The following is a 21,423-nucleotide window of genomic DNA, read 5'->3' as shown; positions in this document are numbered from 1 at the left end:
TGCAAAGAACTACAAAGAACTACTGCAGCACTTGGCGCAGCGGCGCCTCCGCCAGCTCCTCAACCATCCACGGGCTGAAGGCAAACGGGGTGGCCTCGGCGGCGCGGATGAGCTCGGCGGGTTCGACCCACTCGTAGGAGTCGACCTCATCTGGGTTAGGCTGCGGCTCTACTCCGGGCGCGAGCTCCACGAGGAAGACCGGGCAAATCTCGTGTTCGACGATGCCAGAGGAATCCACCGCGCGGTAGGAAAAGTCCGGCAGCACTTCGCGGACCTCGGAGATCGCAAGGCCAAGCTCAAAGTGGGCACGGCGGATGACTGCAGCGGCGTTCTCCTCGCCTGGGGCGGGGTGACCGCAGAAAGCGTTAGTCCACACGCCCGGCCACGTCTTCTTGCTCAACGCACGGCGAGTGACCAGAACCTTGCCTTCACGCAGTACCCACGCAGAAAACGCGAAGTGGAGCGGGGTATCCGTGCTGTGAACGGCCGCTTTATCAGCTGTTCCGGCTGGTAGTCCGTCGGAACCGGCGAGGACTACGAGTTCTGTCATAGGTTAAGGTCTCCCACGTAAGTAACGTTTCCGATGGTAAAGCGGGCGTTCCACAGGTTGCCCGGGGCCACGTTGAAGCGGTACTGCAAGTTGGTGGAAGCACCGGCGCCCAGCGGAAGGTCCAGCCCAGGGGCGGCAACATCGGGGTTGGTCGCGGCGTCGTAAGGCAGCAGCTCAATCTTGGACCAGCCACCATTGCCGTCAGCGCGCTCAAGGACGGGATCCTCGAAAGCATCAACAGGTAGGGCCTGGTCATTGAGGTTGTGCAGCTTGATGGTCACCACAGATCCCTGCACGGAGTCGGAATAGACGCCTTGCAGCTCCCACTCGACGTTGAGCCCATCGTCCTTAACTTTGGCGCCGAGATCCGAGGTAATTTCCTTGTTGTCTACGTCTTTGGGCTCGTACGGAGGCTCTTCAGAGCTGGAAACCACGATGTTTTCGCCCAAACCAGTATCCTCTGGCTGCAGAATGGCGCAGCCCGAAGTGATGGTGCTGATTGCAGCCAAGCCGGCAATCATTTTCAGAGACCTTTTCACCACGAATTCCTCTTTGCTGTGGGACAAAACAAACTTTCCTCAATACCTTAACGCAGACAGCTCCATTCCCCGCGATCACGGCTCTACAAACACAGCACAGCTATGCCTGTCTTGTCAGTGACTATGGAATGTGGACTATGTTGCTATCTGCTTGGAGTGGCATACTGTCCGTTTGCTTGAAAGTTAGGCCGTGCGGCCTTGCCTCCTACCGAATTGAGCTAAACCCCGTGAATTCCATTCTGCGCATCGCTCGCAGTGCTTCCGCACTGTGGCCCTTCTACGTAGGTGTCCTCTTCACCGCCACCATCACTGCGGTGTTGTCGCTTGTCTCGCCGTTCCTGGTTCGCGAAGCCACCGACACCATCGTTGACTCGCTGGGCGGTGGGACACCGGCTGGCGACGCCCTGCGTACCGTCATGTGGCTGGTCATCGCCCTGTTTGCCGCGGACGCGATTGGCAATCTCGTCAGGAACGTCGGCGGTTACATCGGCGACGTCATGGTCGCCCGCCTGCGCCAGATCCTGTCCACGCGCTACTTTGCCAAGCTGCTCTCCGTGCCCCAGGGCTACTACGACAACCAGGTCACCGGCACCCTAATTGCGCGTTTGGACCGCTCGATCTCCAATATCACGCAGTTCGTGCAGTCCTTTTCCAATAACTTCTTCACGATGCTCATCGAGGCCATCGCCGTCCTCGTCATCATGGGTTTCTACTACTGGCCGCTAGCGATCCTGCTCGCCGCCCTCTTCCCCATCTACATGTGGCTGACTGCGCTGACCTCCACGCGCTGGCAGAAGTACGAGGGCAAAAAGAACGCCGACATCGACGAGGCCAATGGCCGCTTCGCTGAGGTCATCGGCCAGGTCAAGGTCACCAAGTCCTTCGTGGCCGAGGTCCGCGAACTCGACTACTTTGGCAAGCTCTACCGCCGCATCGTGGACACCACCAAGCCGCAGTCGCGCTGGTGGCACTCCATGGACACCGTCCGCGGCGTGGCCATGGCCCTTATCTTCCTGGGCATTTACGGCATCGTTTTCTGGCGCACGCTGGAAGGTCACTTCAGCATCGGTGACATGGTCATGATCCTGCAGCTGGTCAACCTAGCCAAGCAGCCGGTGTTCATGATGAGCTGGATCGTTGATACCGCACAGCGCGCCATCGCCGGCTCCAAGGACTATTTCAAGGTCATGGAGGAAGAGTTCGAGCCCACCGCCAACCAAGGCCTCATCGACGCCACCACGGCTTCCGACGCCCCGGCGCTCGACCTCACCCCGGTTGCCCCGCTGGAGCCCACCCCGGGCGAGCCGATCTTTGCCTTCAACGACGTCTCCTTTGCTTATGAGGAGGACAAACCTGTGGTGGACCACATCTCCTTCACGGCGGAGGAAGGCCACAAGGTGGCGCTCGTGGGCGAGTCGGGCGGCGGCAAGTCCACTCTGGTCAACCTGCTGCTGGGCCTGTACCAGCCATCCGAGGGTCAGCTCAGCGTCTTGGGCCACGCCGTCGACGAGCTCACCGCAGCGCGCCTGCGCGCCTCGGTGGGTGTGGTCTTCCAGGAGTCCTACCTGTTCTCGGGCTCTATTCGTGACAACATCGCCTACGGCAAGCCGGGTGCCACCGACCAGGAGGTAATCGACGTCGCCAAGCGTGCCAATGCCCACGATTTCATCCAGGCCTTCCCCAAAGGCTACGACACCGTCATCGGCGAACGCGGTCTCAAGCTTTCCGGCGGCCAGAAGCAGCGCGTGGCGGTGGCGCGCGCGATGCTCAAGGACGCCCCTATCCTGGTCCTCGACGAGGCCACCTCTGCGCTGGACACCAAGGCCGAGCGCGCCGTGCAGGCAGGACTGGATGAGCTGATGAAGGACCGCACCACGCTCATCATCGCCCACCGCCTGTCCACCATCGCGGACGTCGATACCATCATCACTCTCGATCACGGCCGCATCGACGAGATTGGCTCCCCTGCCGAGCTCGCCCAGTCCGGCGGCATCTACGCGGAGCTGCTGCGCCTTACCCAGTCCAACTCCCGCGCCGACCGCGAACGCCTGAAGAAGTACGGCTTCGTGGAGCCAGGCCAGGACGAAGAGGACTACGAGGCTAGCGGCCAAGAATAAATTTCCCAGCCCCTTTTCAGCCTGCGCGCTAGGGTTGGGAGCATGCAGTTTCCAAGCCTTGAAGAGTTGAAAGCCCGTGGTACCCGCAAGTGGACGGTGTACGGCGAAGACGTCCTCCCACTGTGGATCGCCGAATCCGACTTTGACACCGCCCCTGCGGTCAAGCAGGTCTTGGAAAAGGCCCTGGAGCAACAGACATTCGGCTACACCCCAGCCCCCAAATCCTCTGGCCTCAACGAGGCACTGGCTGACTTCTACGGTTCCCGCTACGGCTGGCGCCCTAACCCGAAGCAGATCTTCTGGATCGGCGATGTCGTCCGCGGCCTCCTAGTGGGTCTGCAATACTTCACCCGCCCGGGCTCTGCCGTCGTAGTGCCGGTCCCTTCCTACCCGCCGCTGCTGGAGCTGCCGGAGACTGCCGGCCGCGAGAAGATTGAGACCTCCCTGGAGCTCGACGATATTGAGCGCGCATTCCAGGCAGGTGCCGGGTCCATTCTTCTTTCGAACCCGTACAACCCGCTGGGCATCGTTTTCGACGAGGAGTACCTGACCGCACTCGTCGCCTTGGCTGAGAAGTACGACGCGCGCATTCTCTCCGACGAGATCCATGCTCCCCTAGTCTTCAATGGCAAGCACATTCCGGTTGCCTCCCTAGGCGAGGCCGGTGCACGCCGCGCTCTTACCGTGACCGCCACGTCCAAGGCATGGAACACCGCGGGCCTCAAGTGCGCGCAGATCATCTTCTCCAACGCCGACGACGTCGCAACGTGGAACTCCCTGACCGGTGTGGCCAAGGACGGAACCGGCACCCTCGGAGTCTTGGCGGCCGAGGCCGCCTACCGCGATCAGGAGTTCCTGGATGAAGAGCTGGAGTACCTGCGCGAGACCCGTGACTGGCTCGTTGAAGAACTACCGAAGCGCGTGCCAGGGCTCAAGTCCAGCCAGCCGGACGCCACCTACCTGCTGTGGCTCGACTTTCGCGAGACCGCCATCGGGGACAATCCACAGCCGGCGAAGTGGCTGCGTGAGCATGCCAAGGTGGCCTTCAACGAGGGCGAAACCTTCGGCACTGGAGGCTCGCATCACGCGCGTCTGAACTTCGCCACGTCCCGCGAGATCCTCGAGGAAGCACTCAACCGCCTCGAGAATGCTTTCGAGCGATAATTAGAAATTTGCCTTTACTTCCCATCACCGATTAACGTCGTGTGAGAAACTCATCCCAAGGATTGAGACAAACGAGGAAGATAATGACAACACAAACAGATACCGCCGCGAGCCCGGTTACTGGCTCCAACACGAAGCCCACGATGACCATCATCGTGGCTTCGCTCATGCTCTTTTCCATGTTCTTCGGCGCTGGAAACCTGATTTTCCCGCCGATGGTGGGCGTCGCTTCCGGCACCAACTTCTGGCCTGCCATTCTGGGATTCCTCGCCGCAGGCGTCTTGTTGCCAGTCCTAGCCGTGGTGGCAGTGTCCATCTCCGGCCAGTCCGTGCGCGATATCGGCAACTACGGCGGCAAGTTCTTCGGCGTTGTCTTTTCCGCCATGGCATACCTTGCTATCGGCGCTTTCTACGCTTTGCCGCGCACCGGTGCGGTTTCCATGGAGACCGCCATCACCCCGCTGTTTGGCTGGGAAGGCTTCGGCGCCAACGTCACCTACAACATCATCTTCTTCCTTATCGCCCTTGCTTTGTCCTGGAAGCCCAACAGCATCATCGACACCCTGGGCAAGTTCCTGACCCCTGCACTGGTCATCCTGCTGCTTGTGCTCATCACTTTGGCCACGTTCGGCGCTAAACGCATCCCGGCCGCCCCGACCGAAGATTACGCCTCCGCACCAATGGTCACCGGACTGTTTGAGGGTTACAACACCATGGATGCCATCGCAGGTTTGGCGTTCTCCATCGTCATTGTCTCCTCCCTACAGTCCAAGGGTTTCAAAGCCGGCAAGCAGGTCATCAGCGGCACCATCACAGCGGCCGTCATCGCCGGTGGCCTCCTCGCCTGTATCTACCTGGGCCTGGGCTGGATCGGCCAGACCATCCAGGATGGACAGTCTTATGAGTCCGGCGCAACACTGCTTGCCGACGCCGCGAACTCCACCATGGGCGGCGTGGGCCAGGCGGTATTCTCCGCGATTGTCATCCTCGCCTGCATGACCACCGCCGTGGGCTTGATTACTGCAACCTCTGAGTTCTTTGCTCAGCTGGTCCCTAAGACCACCTACCACTTCTGGGCCGTAGTCTTCACCCTGCTTTCTATCGCCTTCGCATTCCAGGGCCTCGAGACAGTGCTTTCTATCGCGGTTCCGTTCATCATCTTCCTCTACCCACCAGCTATCACGCTCATCGCTTTGACCCTTATCCAGCCGGTGGTCAAGAACGCCGTGGCCTTCCGCTGGGCCTTCCTGCTTGCACTGTGGACCTCCGTGGTCTGGTCTGCGCTGACGGTGCTGGCAAACCAGGGCTGGCTGGCTGCTGCCGAGCCGCTACTGAACGCCTCCCCAGGCCAGTCCGTCGACTTGGGCTGGTTCGTTCCAACCGCCGTTGCGGCGCTCATCGGCGTTGCCATCGACTTCGCTCAGCGAAAGAATTAGAGAGAAATAAATGGTGCTGGCGTAGCGTTGGAAGACGAGAACGAACTCGCACATCAATGCCCACTAAGGACCTATTTCAGTGCCTGAACACGCCAAGCTATCAATCCTCGACTTTTGCACCATTTACGAGGGCGAGACCGCCTCACAGTCCATGGCCAGGTCCGTGGAGCTAGCCCAAGAAGCCGAAAAGCTGGGCTACTCCCGCATCTGGTACACCGAGCACCACAACATGCCGAACAGCACCTCGTCATCCCCGGCGGTGCTCATTTCCCACATCGGCGCTAAGACCAACACCATCCGCCTGGGAGCAGGTGGCGTCATGCTGCCCAACCACTCCCCTTATGTCATCGCCGAGCAGTTCGGCACGCTAGCTGAGCTCTACCCCAATCGCATCGACTTGGGCCTCGGCCGTGCGCCCGGCACCGACATGCACACCCTCGGCCGCGCCCTGCGCCGCGATGCCCACGCCGCTGAGCGCTTCCCGGAAGACGTCCGCGAGCTGCAAGGTTACTTCTCCGGCAAGTCCCTCGTCCCAGGCGTCCAGGCCATCCCCGGAGTAAACACCCACGTGCCGCTCTACATTCTGGGCTCATCCATGTTCGGCGCATCCCTAGCAGCGAAATATGGCCTGCCTTATGCCTTCGCTTCCCACTTCGCGCCGACCCACCTAGAGTCCGCCACGGCGTACTACCGCAACAACTTCGAGCCTTCTGAGGCACTCAGCGAGCCTTACGTCATTGCCGGCGTTAACGTCCTAGCCGCCGACACCAAGGAGGCGGCCGACGCCGAATACGAAAAGGTCTGCTTCAACCGCGTCAAGGCATTTGCCGGCCGCGGCAAGCACCTCACCGACCAGCAGGTCGAGCAGATCGTCAGCTCCTACCAAGGCCAGCAAATTCTCGACATGCTGCAGTACAGCGCCGTGGGCACCACCGATGAAGTCCGCGAGTACCTCGAGGGCTTCCAGGAAAAGGCTCAGGCGGACGAGCTCATGATTTCTCTGCAGTCCACCACGCACGACAACGTGCTCCACAACATGGACCTTCTGGCGAAGGCTTGGGATCTGCACTAGAAATCCTGCGCAAATCAAAACTACATATCAGCTGGAGCGCGAATGCACGACCACTGGTCATGCAGTTTCCAGCAAGTTACCTGTGCGGCAGCTGGACTATTTTCAAAATAGGGAAAACACATAACTTCCATGAAATTGAAACCTTGGATTTAACTTGATTAGCATTTCCATTGTTCAGTAGCGAAGGTGGACGCATGGCAGTGCGCGATGTGCAGCATCACAAAAAAGATCTCAACTCTGCGTGCAGAGGTATTAGTCAGTTCCGGACGCGGGCGCCGCTCAGTAGTTCTGGGCCGATTCAACTCGGAAGACTTTGATTCCATCCTTTCCATTTCCCACTGGCTCGAAAGCCGCGGCCTTGATGCCGAATCCGGTTCCATCCACAGCCACCTTTTTGAAAAGGGTGTCGATTACGACAATGCCCACCGGCTTCCAACTCTCGTTTATGCCTCTGACGAAGACGCACAGGCTCTTGCCTGCGAGCCCGGTGCACCCCTATGGCGCTTCCCGCTCGAGCTATCTGACTAGATTTCGCGCAACCCACCCCCACCGATTAACCTGCTTTCATGCAGAAAGTACACCTAGCGCGCATGGCCTGCGCGCTAGTTCTCGGGGCGTCGCTAAGCGCCTGCTCAGCTGGCCACACCGCGGTCAAAGAAACCACCAGTGATTCGCTGACCATCGCCGCAACCGGCGCCGCCACCTCTCTCGATTTCACCAATGTAGGCGGCGCGGCCATTCCCGCTGCACTCATGAGCAACGTATACGAGACCCTCGTACGTATTGAGGGCGATGAGATTGTCCCCGGACTTGCCGAGAACTGGGACACCGACGGCACTACCTACACCTTCCACTTGCGCAAGGGCATCAAGTTCAGCAACGGTGACGCCTTCACCGCTGACACCGCCGTCTACTCCATCAACAATGTGAAAGAGAACTGGACCAACGGCATCGCCAAGCAGATGGCGGTAGTTGACTCCGCCACCGCAATCGACGAGCACACCCTCAAGGTGAAACTGTCCAAGCATTCCAACGGCTGGCTGTGGTCCATGGGCACCGCCATCGGCGCGATGATGACCCCCACCGCCACGGACCTTGCCACCACCCCGGTGGGCACGGGCCCGTTCACGCTCGCAGGCTTTACCCCAGGCGAGTTCATCTCCCTGACCCCCAACCGTGACTACTGGGGGAAGGTCCCGCAGGAAGACGTGACCATTCAGTACTTCCCCGATGCTGTCTCCTCCGTGAACTCGCTGAAGTCCGGCGGCGTCGACGTGGTGTGGGCAATGCAGAACCCGGAGCTCCTCGATGACTTGGGTTCCGACATCCGCACCACGGTGGGCACCACCAACGGCGAGGTGCTGCTTTCCATGAACAACAACGCCGCGCCTTTCGACGACCCTCGCGTGCGCCAGGCCGTGGCCTACGGCGTGGATCGCGATGCCGCCAACCAGGTCCTGTGGGGCGGCATGGCCCAGGACACCGGCGGTGCACCGGTCCCACCGACGGACCCTTGGTCTAGCGATAAGGACTACTACCGATTCGACCCCGAGCGCGCGAAAAAGCTCCTCGCCGAGGCCGGTGCCGTGGGAGCCCCCGTCACCATCACCGCGCCGACCCTGCCTTACGCCCAGCGCGTCTCAGAGCTGCTCTACTCCCAGCTGACCGAGATCGGTTTCGACGTCACCCTCGAGTCCGCCGAGTTCCCCGCCGTGTGGCTGGGCCAGGTCATGGGCGCCAAGGATTACCAGATGTCGTTGGTCTCCCACGTGGAGCCGCGCGACATCCCCACGCTCTTTGGCAACCCAGACTACTACCTGGGCTACGACTCGCAGAAGGCCCGTGACCTGCTCGCGGCTGCCGACGCCGCCCCCGAGGAGCAGTACCCCAAGCTCATGGGCGAGGCAGTGGACCAGATCATGGCTGACGCCGGTGCACTGACCTTGATGAACATGCCCAACATCGTGCTCTATCGCGACGGGATTGAGGGCCTTGACCCCAATCAAATCACCGACGCCATCGAGCTGCGCAACTTAAAGGAGCAGGCATGACCTACCTCAAGGCGCTGGCCAAGTTCGTCCTGACCTTGTTTGCGGCCTCCGTTGCTATCTTCCTGCTCATGCGCGCAGTGCCCGGCAACCCGGCGCGCGTGGCGCTGGGCGTGAACGCCACTGAAGACGCCGTCGCCGAGCTCACCCAGACCCTCGGCCTTGATCGCCCGCTTATCACCCAGTACTTCGAGTGGGTGGGTGGGCTGCTCAGCGGCAACTTCGGCACCTCGCTGTCCTCGCAGCAGGACATCACTCCGCTGGTGCTGGACCGCGCCCAGGTCTCCCTCATCCTGGTGGGCTTGGCCATCGTGCTAGCGCTAGCCGGCGCTGTGCCCATGGGCATGTGGCTGGCGCGCACGGGCAACACGTTCGTCTCGGCACTGACTCAGATCGGCATCGCCGTCCCGAGCTTCCTCGTGGGCATCATCATGGTGGCCTTCTTCGCCGTGCGTCTGGGCTGGCTGCCCGCCAACGGCTGGATTCCACCGGACCAGGACTTCGGCGGCTTTATCGCCCGGCTCATCATGCCGGTGATCTCCTTGGCCTTGGTGCAGGGCGCGATGCTCACCCGCTACGTGCGCTCCTCCGTCGTGGATGTGATGGACCAGGATTACATCCGCACCGCCCGCGCGCTGGGACTATCCCATGCGGAGGCGCTGCGCCGCCACGGCCTGCGCAATGCGGCCCTTCCCGTGCTCACGGTGACCGGTCTGCAGCTGACCACCCTGATTGTGGGTGCGGTGGTCATCGAGTCCGTCTTCGTCATTCCAGGCTTGGGCAGCATGCTTCTCGACGCCGTGTCCAACCGCGATCTCACCACCGTGCAGACCCTGGTTATGCTGTTGGTCTTTTTCACGTTGGCCATCAACTTGGCCACCGACTTGGCCTACCGCGTAATCGATCCGCGTTTGAAGGAGAAGCGATGAAGAAGTTGGGTTTCGTTCTCGTCGGTATCACCGTCCTCCTCGCGGCGGTCTCCCTTTTCTGGACGCCTTATGCACCGAACATCGCCTCGCCCGATTTGCTGGCGGGCAGCTCCGCTGAGCATCTCCTCGGCACCGATCGCTTTGGTCGCGACATTGCCTCGCGCCTGATGGTCGGCGCACGCATCACGCTCTTCGTGAGCGTCATCGCCGTCGGTATTGCCGCGCTCGTCGGCGTTCCGCTCGGTGTGGTGGCGGGCATGCGCCGCAATAGCATCCTCGACTCCCTCATCATGCGCGGCTCGGATCTCTTGCTCGCGTTCCCGGCGCTGTTGCTCGCCATCATCGCTGGCGCGGTGTGGGGTCCGTCGACGATTACGGCCATGATCGCCATCGGCATCGCGGGAATCCCTTCCTTTGCCCGGGTGGCACGCTCGGGCACCCTGCAGGTAGTCACGCAGGACTTCATCGCCTCGGCGCGCGTGTCCAAGGTTCCAGCGCCCACCATCGCGGTGCGCCATATCCTGCCTAACATCGCCCCACTTATCATCGTGCAGTCCTCCGTCTACTTCGCACTCGCGATCCTCGCCGAGGCCGGCCTTTCCTACCTGGGCCTCGGCACCACCCCGCCCACCGCGTCTTGGGGCCGCATGCTGCAAGATTCCCAGCCCCTGCTGGCCAGCCATCCCATGCAGGCCTTCTGGCCGGGCCTTGCCATCGCCGCCACGGTGTTGGGCTTTAACCTGCTTGGCGACGCCCTGCGCGACATCCTCGATCCCCGCCTGAAAGGAGGCCAGCGATGAACCACCCCATGCTTTCCGTACAAGACCTGTGCATCCGCACCGGCAAGGAGACCATCGTTGGCCCGCTCAGCTTTAGCATTGAGTCCGGCCAACGCCTGGGCATCATCGGTGAGTCCGGCTCCGGCAAGTCCCTGACCGCGCTGGCCATAATGGGCTTACTGCCAAAGAACCTCCACGCTGAGGGTTCCATCGAGCTTGGCGGACGCGAGCTCGTGGGCCTGCGCGACCGCCAGGTGCGCAAGCTGCGCGGCGCCGACATGGCGATGGTCTTTCAGGAGCCGATGAGCGCGCTCGACCCGCTCATGCGCGTGAGCAAGCAGCTGCGCTACGCCGGCGCGTCTGCTGAGGCGCTCAACGAGGTGGGCCTCGATGCGGCCCTTGCCTCGCGCTTCCCGCACGAGCTGTCTGGCGGCCAGCGCCAGCGCGTAATGATTGCCATGGCCATGGCCCGCAACCCCAAGCTGCTCATCTGCGACGAGCCCACCACGGCCCTCGATGCCACCACGCAAGACAGCATCCTGGACCTCATCATGGAACTGACCCAGCGCCACAACACCGCGCTGCTGTTCATCAGCCATGACCTACGCGTCATCCGCCGCATGTGCCCTGAGACGTTGGTCATGCAGGACGGCCAGATCGTCGAATCCGGCGCGGCGCTGGACAACCCCCAGCACCCGTACACCAAGCACCTCATCGCGGCCTCCCAGTCCAAGCCGGCCGCCACTGAGCCGAAGCTCGGCGAGGTTGTCATTTCCCTCGACCACGTCACCAAGGCTTACGGCTCCACTACTGCGCTTTCCGACGTCTCCCTCGAAGTACGCAAGGGCGAGCGCATCGGCGTCGTCGGCAGCTCCGGCTCCGGTAAGACGACGTTACTCAAGCTCATCACCGGCCTTGAGCAGCCGACCTCCGGGTCCGTGCAGGTGGAAGGCCGCGTGCAGATGGTATTCCAGGACCCGCAAGGTTCCCTCAATCCGCGCATGCCAATCTGGAAGATCGTGGCTGAGGGCTCACCCACACCGGTCACGCGTGCCGAGATTGCGAAAGTCTTGGCGGAGGTCGGCATCGACGAGGATGCCTTGGACCGCTTCCCCCACGAGTTCTCCGGCGGCCAGCGCCAGCGCATCTCGATTGCCCGCGCGGTCATCGGCAACCCGGACATCCTCCTCGCCGACGAAGCGGTCTCCGCCCTCGACGTCTCTGTGCGCGCCCAGGTCCTCGAGCTGCTTGAGAGGCTCGTTGAAAGCTACAGCCTGACGCTGGTGTTTATCTCGCATGATCTAGGTGTGGTCAAGCAAGTGTGTTCCAGCCTGGCTGTCATCTACCATGGTGAGCTGGTCGAACGCGGAGTATGGTCCGCCCCACAGCACCCGTATACCAAGTCGCTTCTAGGGGCTGCGCAGGGGTAACGTATGCCACGATATGAGCGAATTGATTGAGCATCCCCTACCGCAACGCCCGCGCCCGCTACAGCTTTTCACCGCCTACAACTCTTCGGTGACTCGCTGGCCGGGCGCGATGCGTGCTGCTCTCGCCATCGCCATTCCCGGCGCGCTCGCCATCCTCACCGGCCACCCCGACGCCGTGCTGTTGGTCACCGCGGGCGCGATGTCCGTCATTTACGGCGAGGAGCACCCCTATCGCACCCGCCGTTGGGTGATTCTCACTGCGGGTGTGCTCCTTACCTTGGCCGCTACCGTTGGTTCGCTGGTGGGTGAGCTCGTCTTCGCCCCGGGCCACGGACACTGGTGGCTTTTGCTGTCTGCGGCCTTTGCTATTTCTATTGGCGCGCTCGGCGCCTTCCTGCAGAATGCGCTACGCCTGCCGCCGCCGGGTTCCTTCTTCGTGGTGATGGTCGGCGGCGGCTCCACCATGCTCGCGCGCACCGACATCACCCCCTTTGAGGTCGCTGCGTGGTCCATTGCGGGTGTCATAGCTGCGTACTGCCTGGGCATGCTGCCTCGCTTCCACTCCCCGCACGGTCCGGAGACCCGCACTGTCGCGACCCTAGAGAAGGCCACTGCCGCCTTTGAGAACTCCACAACCGACGTCTTGGCACGCCACCATCAGGCACAGACTGCGCTGGCGAATACGTGGCAAGCGCTTTCCGACGCCGGTATCGTCCGCGGCGGCCGCGTCATTCAAGCAGCACAAGGCCACCTCGTGGAGCGTGCCCTTGCCGCGCAGAACCGCATCGTGCAGCACAACCAGTCACTGGATCTCTCTGCCAACTCGGATGAGCTTTCTGACTCCCCGACCTACGTCGACCCAAACCGCACCGCCATCCCGCACACCAAGCCGACGATGCGCTACCGCATCTACCGCGCGTCGGTGGGCAACTCGCATGCGGTGGTGACGGTAGAAAAGATTCTGATTGCGGCCATCGCCACCACGCTCGTGGGCCTTGCACTGGGCCTAGACCGCCCAGACTGGGGCGCAGTTTCCGTGCTGCTTCTTCTGCAGTGGGGCCCGGACCATGTGCCCGGCACCATCCGCGGATTGCAGCGAATGGTGGGCTCGCTGCTCGGTGTGTGCGTGTTCTACCTCATTGCGTCCTTCGGTTTAGAAAGCTGGACGCTGCTGCTCGCGCTCGCTGCCTGCCAATTCTGCGCGGAGATCTTCGTGGTCAAGAACTACGCCATCTGCGTCATCTTCTCCACGCCGCTGGCGCTGCTCATGGGCCATACGGCCGATCACTTGGCGTTCACGGCCTTCTCCCGCATCTGTGAGATCGCGCTGTCGGTGGTCTTTTCCTTGCTGGTGCTCTGGCTCTGGAAGCCGCGTGCCCAGCTGACCAACCACTACCGTCTGCAGGTCCGCTGCCAGGAAGCAATCACCAGCCTGCTGGGCGCACTACTTTTCTCGACCCCCGACGAGTCCCTGGCTGCTCGCCGCGACCTGCAGTACGAGCTGCTTTCTGAGCGCCGCTCCATCCAGTCCATTGCAGTCAACCACCCGCAACACGTGGGTGAGTTCTGGCAGCGCCACCTTGCCCTGCAGCATGCGGGCTATTTCATCTTGGATTACTGCTCAATTCACCCGGACGAGGTTCCGGGTGACATCAACGCGCTGGTATCCCTAGCGCGAATAGACTTCGAAAAGTAGAGATTTATCGAGCACATGCTCTTCGATGCGCTCGAAGACCTCAAAAGCCGATAGCAACTCGGCCTCTGCGACGTTGTACGAAGAATTATCAAAATTTGGCAGTTGCATTCGTGGCAATCCAATCCATTAGAAACTCTGATTCCCTGATACTAGCGGATAAGTTGGCACTTGCACCTTTTCTCCTGAACAATGGAGGGCCAATGTCTAAAAGGCAGGCCCATTGAGGTGCCGCCAAGTTAGGAAAGTTTGTCTTCTCCCATCAACGATTCGCCGAGTACCCCTGCATCTACGAACACAGATACGAACACAGAAGCCCGCGCCGTGGGCCTCTATCCCCACGACATGCACCCGGGCCTCGTCCCAGGCATCGGCGTTGAGAACCAGCGCAACACGTTCGGGCTTGATAAGGCCTTGTTCTCCGTGACGGCAATCGCCGTCGTCAGCTTCATCATCTGGGGCATCTTATCCTCGCAGTCGGTCTCCGCGGCGTCGTCAAGCGCATTCTCGTGGGCAATCACCAACACCGGCTGGCTGCTCAACATCACCATGATGATGGCCATCGCCACCATGGCCTACGTGGGCCTGTCCCGCCTCGGCCGCATCAAGCTCGGCACCGATGACGAAGAGCCCGAGTTCGGCTGGTTCAGTTGGGTGGCCATGATGTTCGGCGCCGGCATCGGTGTGGGTATCTTCTTCTACGGCCCGTCGGAGCCGCTTTCGCACTACCTCACCCCGCCGCCGCACACCGTTGACGGCAACACGGTTGAGGCTCTGCACCAGTCCATGGCCCAGGCACACTACCACTGGGGTCTTTCCCCGTGGGCCGCTTATGCATTGGTAGGCGGTGCAATTGCCTATTCCTCTTACCGCCGCGGCCGCGTCCCGTTGATATCTTCCATCTTCAAGCCGCTGTTCAGCTCCCGCGATACTGATGGGCCACTGGGCAAGCTAATCGACGTCCTCGCGCTCATCGCTACCCTCTTTGGCACCGCTGCCACGCTGGGCCTTTCCGCCATCCAGATGGGTGAAGGCGTCTCCATCATCCGCGGCGCTGGACCGCTGACCAATACCGCGCTGATTGTCATCATTGCGGTTCTCGGCTGTGGTTTTATCATCTCCGCAGTCTCCGGCGTCTCCCGCGGCGTGCGCTACCTGTCCAACATCAATATCTCGCTCACGCTGGGCCTCGTGGTCTTCGTCTTCCTCGCCGGCCCAACCTTGCTGCTGCTCAACCTCATCCCCTCGGGCATCGTCACCTACATCGACCAGCTGCTGCCGATGATGGCCAAAGGCCTATCCTGGGGCGATGAAACCATCGAGTTCCAGTCCTACTGGACCGCCTTCTACTGGGCATGGTGGATTGCATGGACGCCGTTCGTGGGCATGTTCGTTGCCCGCATCTCCCGCGGACGCACTCTCCGTGAGTTCACCGCCGTGACCGTCTTCGCGCCAACGCTTATCCTCATCATGGCCTTTACCGTCTTCGGCGGAACCTCGATTCAATTTAGCCGCGAAAAGGTCCCAGGCTTCGACGGAACCGCCTCCGGCGAGCAGGTCTTGTTCACTATGTTCGATAACCTGCCGCTGCACCAGGTAACGCCGTTTATCCTGCTTTTCGTCCTCGCAATTTTCTTCATTACCTCCGCGGATTCTGCCTCCGTCATTATGGGCACGATGTCCTCCAAGGGAGATCCTGCGCCCAACAAACTCGTGGTGGTCTTCTGGGGTCTGTGCATGATGGGCATCGCCATCGTCATGCTGCTTACCGGCGGCGAGGACGTGCTTTCCGGCCTGCAGAACCTAACTATTCTTTCCGCGCTTCCTTTCTGCGTGGTGCTGCTGGTGATGATGGTCGCCTTCATCAAGGACCTGCGTTCTGATCCGATGTTCATTCGCCGCAAGTACGCCCGTGCCGCTGTGGAGAACGCGGTTGTCCGCGGCATCGAGGAGCACGGCGACGACTTCGAGCTTTCCATTGAGCATGCTGAGGAGGGCCGCGGTGCGGGCTCCGACTTCGACTCCTCCGCGCAGCGCTACACCGAGTGGTATCAGCGCACGGACGAGGACGGCGAGAACGTTTACTACGACTTCGAGACCGACACCTGGGCTGACGGCTACACCGGCGAAGACAAGGAAAGCTAACGCTGCTCCAGCACTGCAATCGCGATATGCACCCGGTTCGTGCCGCCAATCTTTTCCAAGATGTGCTTGATGTGCGTCTTGACCGTGGCCACAGAGACATAAAGCTGCTCCGCGATTTCAGTATTGTCCAGCCCCTTCGCCACCAGCTGCGCCACCTCGTTTTCGCGCGCACTCAAATCCGCCAGGACGAGCGGCTCTTGCGGCTGGGCATGCGGAATCGCCAGCAGGTTCTGCAGCGCTTTAGGGCTAAGCAGCTGCTGGCCCTGCGCGGCCGCCCGCACTGAGGCGACTAATGCCTCAGGACCTGTGGCCTTCAGCAGAAACCCCATCGCTCCCGCGTGCAAGGAATCGACGATGAATTCGTCGGTGTCGAAGGCCGTCAGCATCACCACAGGAATGTCGGGCACGGCCGTCTTCAGCTGCGCCACCGCCTCAATCCCATCCATGACCGGCATACGGATATCCATCAGCACAATATCCGGGCGTTGTTGCGTAATCAGCTGCACGCCATCGCGCCCATTGCTGGCCTCGCCCACCACTTCGATGTCGCCTGCGCCCTCTAGAATCAGACGGATGCCGCGGCGCAGCAGCTCCTCGTCGTCGACAAGCACTGCAGAAATCATCGTTCCTCCATTGGCAAATACAGGCTCCAACTAAACTCTTCGCCATCTTCTACGTCTAGGCGCCCACCTACCAAGCGTGCGCGTTCGCGCATGCCGATAAGCCCATGCTCGCCGCCACTTGCCGACGCCCCCTCTACCTTCCGGTTGCGCATCGTCACCCGAGCCAAAGCACCATCTTGGGCTACCTCGATCGCAATCTTCTGCCCCGGCGCATGCTTGCGCGCATTCGTCAGGCCTTCTTGCACCGCACGGCTCAACGCATGCACACCCATAGTCGATATCTTATCTAAGCAGTCATCGCGGTACTCAAGTGTGACCTTGGCACCGGCGGCGCGCGCCCGCACTACGTGATCGTCGATGCTGGTGCGCGGGTCAATTCGATCATCGATACGCAAAGAGCGAATGACCTGCCGCAGATCGGTCACCGCCTGCTGGGCCTCTTTTTGGATAGTCGTAGCGGATTCCGCCACCTGCTCCGGCGGCAAATCCTTCCGGTACGCCAGTCCACCGGCATATACAGAGATAAGGCTTAGCCGATGTGAAAGCGAATCGTGCATATCGCGGGCGATGCGGTTGCGCTCATCCTGGCGAACTTTTTCGTTTTCTGCCTCCAGGGTCTGTTTATTCAGCTCCGCGCGCGCCACCAGCGTGGCCTGACGTTGCCGGCGACTATGACGCACGACGCCTATCGACAGCCCTGATAGAACCAGCATGGCCCATAAAATGGCATACCCGGCCACCGCCAATGGCACGGTTTCGAAAGAATCAGGCCTATAAACCTTGACGCCATAACTTAAGGTGAGCACCGCCGTTGCTGCCAATGTCCAGCGCTTACTTCCACGCGAGACTAAAGAAACATAGGCAACGAAGACTGTCAGTGAGAACTGATGCAGTCCCGCCGAAGCGCAAATGATCACCGCACTGACCAGCGCGGAGACCGGACCAGGATAGCGTTCGTAAATGCTAAACTCCCGCGGCACGTGCCGCAGCGCAAAGGCCAGCAAGACCCAGGTGAGGATGCTCACCAACGACCCAATAGCGGCCTCAGTAAGGATGCGATCATCCCATGAATTGCCAGAGCGCTCGTCGAAGCGTATGAACATCGCCCCCATCGTGACTACATCAGCCAATACACACACGGCAACGATGGCGGCACGCCGCCACCGCGTTACCCCGTTTAACGTGTTGAGGTAGGTGGCATGCCGCTGCTTTTCAATCCAGTTCTTCATCTTCGACCGTGCCGTACTCATATCCACCCACAGTAGTAAAGGCCTAAAGCCGCAAATCTACCCTGGGGTGGATTTAATGCAAAGCCATTCTCCGTAGCGTCGAAGACATGGACAAGAAAGTACTAACAGCCCTAGCCGCAGCTACTGCGTATTTCGTGGCAGTGCCGGCGGCAAGCGCACTGCTGCCTGAGCCCACTACCCCGACAAGCGCCGTCGCCTTCCACGATGTAGCCATCGCCGATCTGGAATGCGCGCAAAGCCCGACATATCTTAAAGACTCCCCCAGATGGGAATGCGGGGATACCACCATCGGCGCTGACCCCGCCGAGTCCTTCCTGGAACCTGAGACTGCGTTACTACGACAGCACCGCTATATGCTCGCTACCGATTCCCTCTCAAATGCCCCGGTACGCCAGCCTCAGAAGAATATCTATCGCCTCGACGAAGGCGACAAGGTAACTATCCTGTACGACTCCGACGATAAGAAGCAGTTCTTCCATCTCGAGGGGCCTGACGCCGCCCGCTATGCAGACAAAGTGGAGGTCAAATAATGAAATACCTATTTTATGTGCTCGCTACCGCGGGTCTCGCCTACTCCGTGCACTTCGAGTTTAACCAGCCTTACGTCACCGCCAGCCTCATCGCTGCACTCATCCATGTGGCGATCTGGACTTGTGCCTCCTGGCTCGCGTTCCGAGGCCACCGCGGCACGGCCCTAGGCATGCTCTGGGGCGCGGCGTGCACCGGCCCGGCTGTCTTCTTCAACTCGCACTTCACCACCATCTTGGGAAAACTGCAATTGCAGTGGCTAGATGGCGCTGGCTTCGCGCCAATTACTGAAGAGACTCTGAAGTTCATTGGTGTTCTGCTCATCTGTACTTACTTCATTAAGCACCAACGCACTCGCGACTTCGTCTACGTCGGTATCGCCGTAGGCATGGGCTTTGCGGTCGTGGAAGATTGCACCTTCTTCGCACGCCTGACGCTGCAAGACCTCGACTCAGATCTCATGGGCGCAACTACTGGGGTGCTCATCAGGTTTATTGCCTGCACCTTCACGCACTCCCTCATGACCGGCATCGCGGCATATGGCTTGGCCCGTGGCCGTGCACTCGCCGGCTGGATGGGCGCCGTCACGGTTCACGTCTTCCAGAACCTCTTTCCCTCGCTGGATTACGCCTTCGCGGACAGCCACTGGCCGAAACTTGCAGCTTTAGCGGTAGTGGGGGCAACCTGGATTGTAGCGCTCTGGTTTATCGTCCGCCACATACGGCAATCGCGACGTGAACGCGGCTCGTCCCGCCGAGTTTCTTCAAAATCTTCTGCACGTGAGTCTTTACTGTCGGTAGCGAAATAAAAAGCTGCTCTGCAATTTGTTGATTACTTAACCCATCTGCCACCAGCTCCGCAACCTCCATCTCACGGTCGCTGAGGTGCGCCAGCCGCCTGTTCTTCCGCTTTGGCCGCGGGGAGAGCAGGCGTTCCAGTACCTCGCGGCTGAGCATCGGTTGGCCTGCCGCAGCCGCGCGAATGGAAGCAACAAGCGCTTCCGGTGGCGTCGATTTCAATAGGAATCCAACGGCACCGGCTTGGAGCGCATCGACAATAAATTCGTCGGTATCGAAAGCGGTTAACATCACCACGGGAATCGACGCCGGCAACTTCCCCAGCGCCTCAATGCCATCCATGACGGGCATGCGAATGTCCATGAGCACGACGTCGGGAAGCGCGTCCAGCACCACTGCTATCGCATCCTTGCCATTAGACGCCTCCCCCACCACCTTGATGCCGGCATTGGCCAGCATGAGCCGCAGGCCACTGCGCAATAGCGCTTCGTCATCGACCAGCACCACCTTTAGCGCTTCATCGGCAGCTGCAATTCCCATCCGAATTCATCTCCCTCCAGCATCCGAAATTCTCCTCCGATAAGTTCCGCGCGCTCAGCCAGACCCCGCAGCCCAAAACCACGCCCCACCGGGCCCGTATGCGCGTTGGTTACGGTGAGCACGAGATTGGGGCCGCGCTTGGCGACGTCGAAAAGCACCGGCTTTCCCCGCGCGTACTTGCGGGCATTGGTGGCTGCCTCCTGGACCGCGCGATACAACGTGTGCTGACCTAAGGTATCGAGCCTTTCTACTATGTCTGGATCAGTGGAATAGCGCAGCTCAACGTTGTCATCTCGAATGAGCGTTTCGATGCTTGCCCGTGGATCTTCTGCTGCCTCCTGCCGCAGGGCATAAAGCACCGCGCGCAGATCCTGCACTGCAGCATTCGCTTCTTGGCGAATCGTCTCCGCCGCCTCAGAATACTCCTTGGGAACCTGCTCATTCTGAAAAGACAAAGCCCCTGCATGCACGGCAATCATCGACAACCGATGCGACAGTGAATCGTGCATGTCTCGCGCTATCTCTTCCCGAATTTCGCGCTGCAAATTCTGTTGCTTCTCGCGGTTCTTGCCGCGCTGCATGCCGATCAGAAGCACGATTACGAGTACTGGAACGATGCCAAATTCGAGCCAGCCTTCGAACTCACTCGCAGGGTTGAGAGGATAGGCAGCGAGATAGCTAAGCGCCGCCACTACTGCCGCCACCGACCACTTCACGGACCTCCGCGATGTCATGGACACCATGGCCACCAGCTGAGATAGCGCGGCAAAATAAGAAAAGCCGCAAGCAATCACGACAACTCCGCAGATGAAGGTCTTCCGCGTTCCTGGGAAATCAGATTGCTCCAGCTCCCGCGGATCATGAGAAATGGCCCATGGCAGCAAACTCCACGAAACCACCCCGGCGATGAAACTCAAGCAAACGAAGCCGACATAGGCTCTATCGTTTTGCGGATCGATGTTGGGCAACCCCATGTCTTCTAAGTCGATGCCGATACCGATCAGCCCAAAGCAGCACCCACCTAGCACGCAGAGCACGACGATGAAAGCTACCTGCCAACGGTTCCTAGTCATGATTCATACCTTAAAGGCCGCAAACTCATTCTTAGGGATGATTAATTACCAGCGACTGTTTAATCATGACTTTTCATCGCTGCTTAAAACGCCCGATCATTTACTTCTTCTTTTGGGCGGTGCTGAGCGCCGTACTCTTCGTCGCGCTCATTATCGGTCTCGCAATTCTCGCACCAGACTTAAATCTCGACGACATGAACGCGCCGCTGCCTTTTAGCATCATGATGCTCTTCATCATCGTGTTCCTCCCAGGAGCCTTTTGCCGACGCCGGCCCGGCATGGTGTGGTCAGGCGCAGGTCGGTTTCGGTGGGATTACGCCCGGCGCGCCCTTCTGGTGGCGTTGCCCGTTACGCTGTTGAGCTTTCTTCCGCTTCTCCGAAATGGATTCTCCCCTGCTCCAAACGCTCTATTGATGCTGGGGCTGGCGGTCATCTTGGTGCCGCTGCAGTCAGTGACGGAGGAAGTTGTCTTTCGCAGTCTGCTTCCCCAGGTATTCGGCCGGTGGCTGCGCTCGCCGTGGTTGGCCTATTCGCCCTCGATTCCGTTGTTTGTTGCAGGCCATACTTATAACTGGATCGGGCTTGTTGACATCTTTGTCTTCGCCGTCTGCCTAAGCGTGCTCACAGTGAAGACGAACGGGATCGAGTACGGATGCGTGATTCATGCGTGCAATAACTTCGTCTTCTTCGCTGCTGGCACCCTGGGCTTG

19 protein-coding genes and 1 pseudogene are annotated in these 21,423 nt (G+C 60.4%); 14 read left to right on the top strand and 6 right to left on the bottom strand.

Annotated features, from left to right (window positions below; translation table 11 throughout):
• Positions 1-19: 19 nt before the first annotated feature.
• Complete coding sequence (idi, locus tag CHU71_RS03795; protein ID WP_147760213.1) at positions 20-550, bottom strand: isopentenyl-diphosphate Delta-isomerase; 531 nt, start codon at positions 548-550, stop codon at positions 20-22.
• Positions 547-1,071, bottom strand: coding sequence for a hypothetical protein (locus CHU71_RS03790; protein ID WP_049151658.1), 525 nt, complete (start codon positions 1,069-1,071; stop codon positions 547-549). The genes idi and CHU71_RS03790 overlap by 4 nt, the downstream gene beginning before the upstream one ends.
• Positions 1,072-1,316: 245 nt before the next feature.
• Between CHU71_RS03790 and CHU71_RS03785 the strand changes: the two genes are divergently transcribed.
• From CHU71_RS03785 to CHU71_RS03735, 11 genes are all read left to right on the top strand, one after another.
• Positions 1,317-3,206 (top strand): ABC transporter ATP-binding protein, encoded by a 1,890-nt coding sequence (locus CHU71_RS03785; RefSeq protein WP_110092228.1) that lies wholly within the window; start codon positions 1,317-1,319, stop codon positions 3,204-3,206.
• Positions 3,207-3,248: 42 nt separating this feature from the next.
• The gene (locus tag CHU71_RS03780; protein WP_147760212.1) at positions 3,249-4,370 is read left to right on the top strand and encodes a MalY/PatB family protein; all 1,122 of its coding nucleotides are present in this window, start codon (positions 3,249-3,251) and stop codon (positions 4,368-4,370) included.
• Between the two features lie 83 nt (positions 4,371-4,453).
• Complete coding sequence (gene brnQ, locus CHU71_RS03775; RefSeq protein WP_236081521.1) at positions 4,454-5,806, top strand: branched-chain amino acid transport system II carrier protein; 1,353 nt, start codon at positions 4,454-4,456, stop codon at positions 5,804-5,806.
• Between the two features lie 79 nt (positions 5,807-5,885).
• Positions 5,886-6,878: an LLM class flavin-dependent oxidoreductase gene (locus CHU71_RS03770; protein ID WP_147760211.1), complete on the top strand. Its 993-nt coding sequence runs from the start codon at positions 5,886-5,888 to the stop codon at positions 6,876-6,878.
• A 207-nt stretch (positions 6,879-7,085) separates the two neighbouring features.
• Positions 7,086-7,406, top strand: coding sequence for a hypothetical protein (locus CHU71_RS03765; protein ID WP_070420143.1), 321 nt, complete (start codon positions 7,086-7,088; stop codon positions 7,404-7,406).
• Positions 7,407-7,444: 38 nt separating this feature from the next.
• On the top strand, positions 7,445-8,929 hold the full coding sequence (locus tag CHU71_RS03760; protein WP_255456386.1) for an ABC transporter substrate-binding protein: 1,485 nt from the start codon (positions 7,445-7,447) through the stop codon (positions 8,927-8,929).
• Positions 8,926-9,855, top strand: coding sequence for an ABC transporter permease (locus CHU71_RS03755; RefSeq protein ID WP_100621902.1), 930 nt, complete (start codon positions 8,926-8,928; stop codon positions 9,853-9,855). The genes CHU71_RS03760 and CHU71_RS03755 overlap by 4 nt, the downstream gene beginning before the upstream one ends.
• Positions 9,852-10,655, top strand: a complete 804-nt coding sequence (locus tag CHU71_RS03750; RefSeq protein WP_100621901.1) for an ABC transporter permease — start codon at positions 9,852-9,854, stop codon at positions 10,653-10,655. Before CHU71_RS03755 ends, CHU71_RS03750 begins: the two co-directional genes overlap by 4 nt.
• Positions 10,652-12,064, top strand: a complete 1,413-nt coding sequence (locus CHU71_RS03745; protein WP_147760210.1) for an ABC transporter ATP-binding protein — start codon at positions 10,652-10,654, stop codon at positions 12,062-12,064. The genes CHU71_RS03750 and CHU71_RS03745 overlap by 4 nt, the downstream gene beginning before the upstream one ends.
• A gap of 13 nt (positions 12,065-12,077) precedes the next feature.
• Complete coding sequence (locus tag CHU71_RS03740; RefSeq protein ID WP_147760209.1) at positions 12,078-13,760, top strand: FUSC family protein; 1,683 nt, start codon at positions 12,078-12,080, stop codon at positions 13,758-13,760.
• Between the two features lie 342 nt (positions 13,761-14,102).
• Complete coding sequence (locus tag CHU71_RS03735) at positions 14,103-15,902, top strand: BCCT family transporter (RefSeq protein ID WP_147760519.1); 1,800 nt, start codon at positions 14,103-14,105, stop codon at positions 15,900-15,902.
• Here the strand turns inward: CHU71_RS03735 and CHU71_RS03730 are convergent.
• Both CHU71_RS03730 and CHU71_RS03725 read right to left on the bottom strand, forming a co-directional pair.
• Positions 15,899-16,525 (bottom strand): response regulator transcription factor, encoded by a 627-nt coding sequence (locus tag CHU71_RS03730; protein WP_049063143.1) that lies wholly within the window; start codon positions 16,523-16,525, stop codon positions 15,899-15,901. The genes CHU71_RS03735 and CHU71_RS03730 overlap by 4 nt on opposite strands.
• Positions 16,522-17,775: a sensor histidine kinase gene (locus CHU71_RS03725; RefSeq protein ID WP_236593692.1), complete on the bottom strand. Its 1,254-nt coding sequence runs from the start codon at positions 17,773-17,775 to the stop codon at positions 16,522-16,524. Before CHU71_RS03725 ends, CHU71_RS03730 begins: the two co-directional genes overlap by 4 nt.
• A gap of 86 nt (positions 17,776-17,861) precedes the next feature.
• Between CHU71_RS03725 and CHU71_RS03720 the strand changes: the two genes are divergently transcribed.
• Both CHU71_RS03720 and CHU71_RS03715 read left to right on the top strand, forming a co-directional pair.
• Positions 17,862-18,305, top strand: coding sequence for a hypothetical protein (locus CHU71_RS03720; RefSeq protein ID WP_049063144.1), 444 nt, complete (start codon positions 17,862-17,864; stop codon positions 18,303-18,305).
• Positions 18,305-19,111, top strand: coding sequence for a PrsW family glutamic-type intramembrane protease (locus tag CHU71_RS03715; RefSeq protein WP_147760208.1), 807 nt, complete (start codon positions 18,305-18,307; stop codon positions 19,109-19,111). The genes CHU71_RS03720 and CHU71_RS03715 overlap by 1 nt, the downstream gene beginning before the upstream one ends.
• Here the strand turns inward: CHU71_RS03715 and CHU71_RS03710 are convergent.
• Positions 19,008-19,640, bottom strand: a complete 633-nt coding sequence (locus CHU71_RS03710; protein ID WP_100087357.1) for a response regulator transcription factor — start codon at positions 19,638-19,640, stop codon at positions 19,008-19,010. The two genes, CHU71_RS03715 and CHU71_RS03710, sit on opposite strands and share 104 nt — an antisense overlap.
• Positions 19,610-20,713 (bottom strand): sensor histidine kinase, encoded by a 1,104-nt coding sequence (locus CHU71_RS03705; protein ID WP_100087358.1) that lies wholly within the window; start codon positions 20,711-20,713, stop codon positions 19,610-19,612. Before CHU71_RS03705 ends, CHU71_RS03710 begins: the two co-directional genes overlap by 31 nt.
• 65 nt (positions 20,714-20,778) lie before the next feature.
• On the opposite strand from CHU71_RS03705, the pseudogene CHU71_RS13170 reads away from it, so the two are divergent.
• Positions 20,779-21,384 (top strand): annotated as a pseudogene (locus CHU71_RS13170) (lysostaphin resistance A-like protein); the annotation flags it as partial.
• Positions 21,385-21,423 lie beyond the last annotated feature (39 nt).

Source organism: Corynebacterium sp. LK14 (genome assembly GCF_008042215.1).
In the GTDB taxonomy this organism is placed as follows: Bacteria; Actinomycetota; Actinomycetes; order Mycobacteriales; family Mycobacteriaceae; genus Corynebacterium; species Corynebacterium striatum.
The sequence above is the reverse complement of the archived record's forward strand: the minus strand, read 5'-3'. Positions and strand labels throughout refer to the sequence as shown.

Bases quoted from the DNA above. Each gene is read 5' to 3' on its own strand.
- CHU71_RS03750 (WP_100621901.1), top strand. From the start codon at position 9,852: ATGAAGAAGTTGGGTTTCGTTCTCGTCGGTATCACCGTCCTCCTCGCG.
- idi (WP_147760213.1), bottom strand. From the start codon at position 550: ATGACAGAACTCGTAGTCCTCGCCGGTTCCGACGGACTACCAGCCGGA.
- CHU71_RS03760 (WP_255456386.1), top strand. From the start codon at position 7,445: ATGCAGAAAGTACACCTAGCGCGCATGGCCTGCGCGCTAGTTCTCGGG.
- CHU71_RS03730 (WP_049063143.1), bottom strand. From the start codon at position 16,525: ATGATTTCTGCAGTGCTTGTCGACGACGAGGAGCTGCTGCGCCGCGGC.
- CHU71_RS03745 (WP_147760210.1), top strand. From the start codon at position 10,652: ATGAACCACCCCATGCTTTCCGTACAAGACCTGTGCATCCGCACCGGC.
- CHU71_RS03705 (WP_100087358.1), bottom strand. From the start codon at position 20,713: ATGACTAGGAACCGTTGGCAGGTAGCTTTCATCGTCGTGCTCTGCGTG.
- CHU71_RS03790 (WP_049151658.1), bottom strand. From the start codon at position 1,071: ATGATTGCCGGCTTGGCTGCAATCAGCACCATCACTTCGGGCTGCGCC.
- CHU71_RS03725 (WP_236593692.1), bottom strand. From the start codon at position 17,775: ATGAGTACGGCACGGTCGAAGATGAAGAACTGGATTGAAAAGCAGCGG.
- CHU71_RS03780 (WP_147760212.1), top strand. From the start codon at position 3,249: ATGCAGTTTCCAAGCCTTGAAGAGTTGAAAGCCCGTGGTACCCGCAAG.
- CHU71_RS03740 (WP_147760209.1), top strand. From the start codon at position 12,078: ATGAGCGAATTGATTGAGCATCCCCTACCGCAACGCCCGCGCCCGCTA.
- CHU71_RS03710 (WP_100087357.1), bottom strand. From the start codon at position 19,640: ATGGGAATTGCAGCTGCCGATGAAGCGCTAAAGGTGGTGCTGGTCGAT.
- brnQ (WP_236081521.1), top strand. From the start codon at position 4,454: ATGACAACACAAACAGATACCGCCGCGAGCCCGGTTACTGGCTCCAAC.
- CHU71_RS03765 (WP_070420143.1), top strand. From the start codon at position 7,086: ATGTGCAGCATCACAAAAAAGATCTCAACTCTGCGTGCAGAGGTATTA.
- CHU71_RS03715 (WP_147760208.1), top strand. From the start codon at position 18,305: ATGAAATACCTATTTTATGTGCTCGCTACCGCGGGTCTCGCCTACTCC.
- CHU71_RS03755 (WP_100621902.1), top strand. From the start codon at position 8,926: ATGACCTACCTCAAGGCGCTGGCCAAGTTCGTCCTGACCTTGTTTGCG.
- CHU71_RS03720 (WP_049063144.1), top strand. From the start codon at position 17,862: ATGGACAAGAAAGTACTAACAGCCCTAGCCGCAGCTACTGCGTATTTC.
- CHU71_RS03735 (WP_147760519.1), top strand. From the start codon at position 14,103: ATGCACCCGGGCCTCGTCCCAGGCATCGGCGTTGAGAACCAGCGCAAC.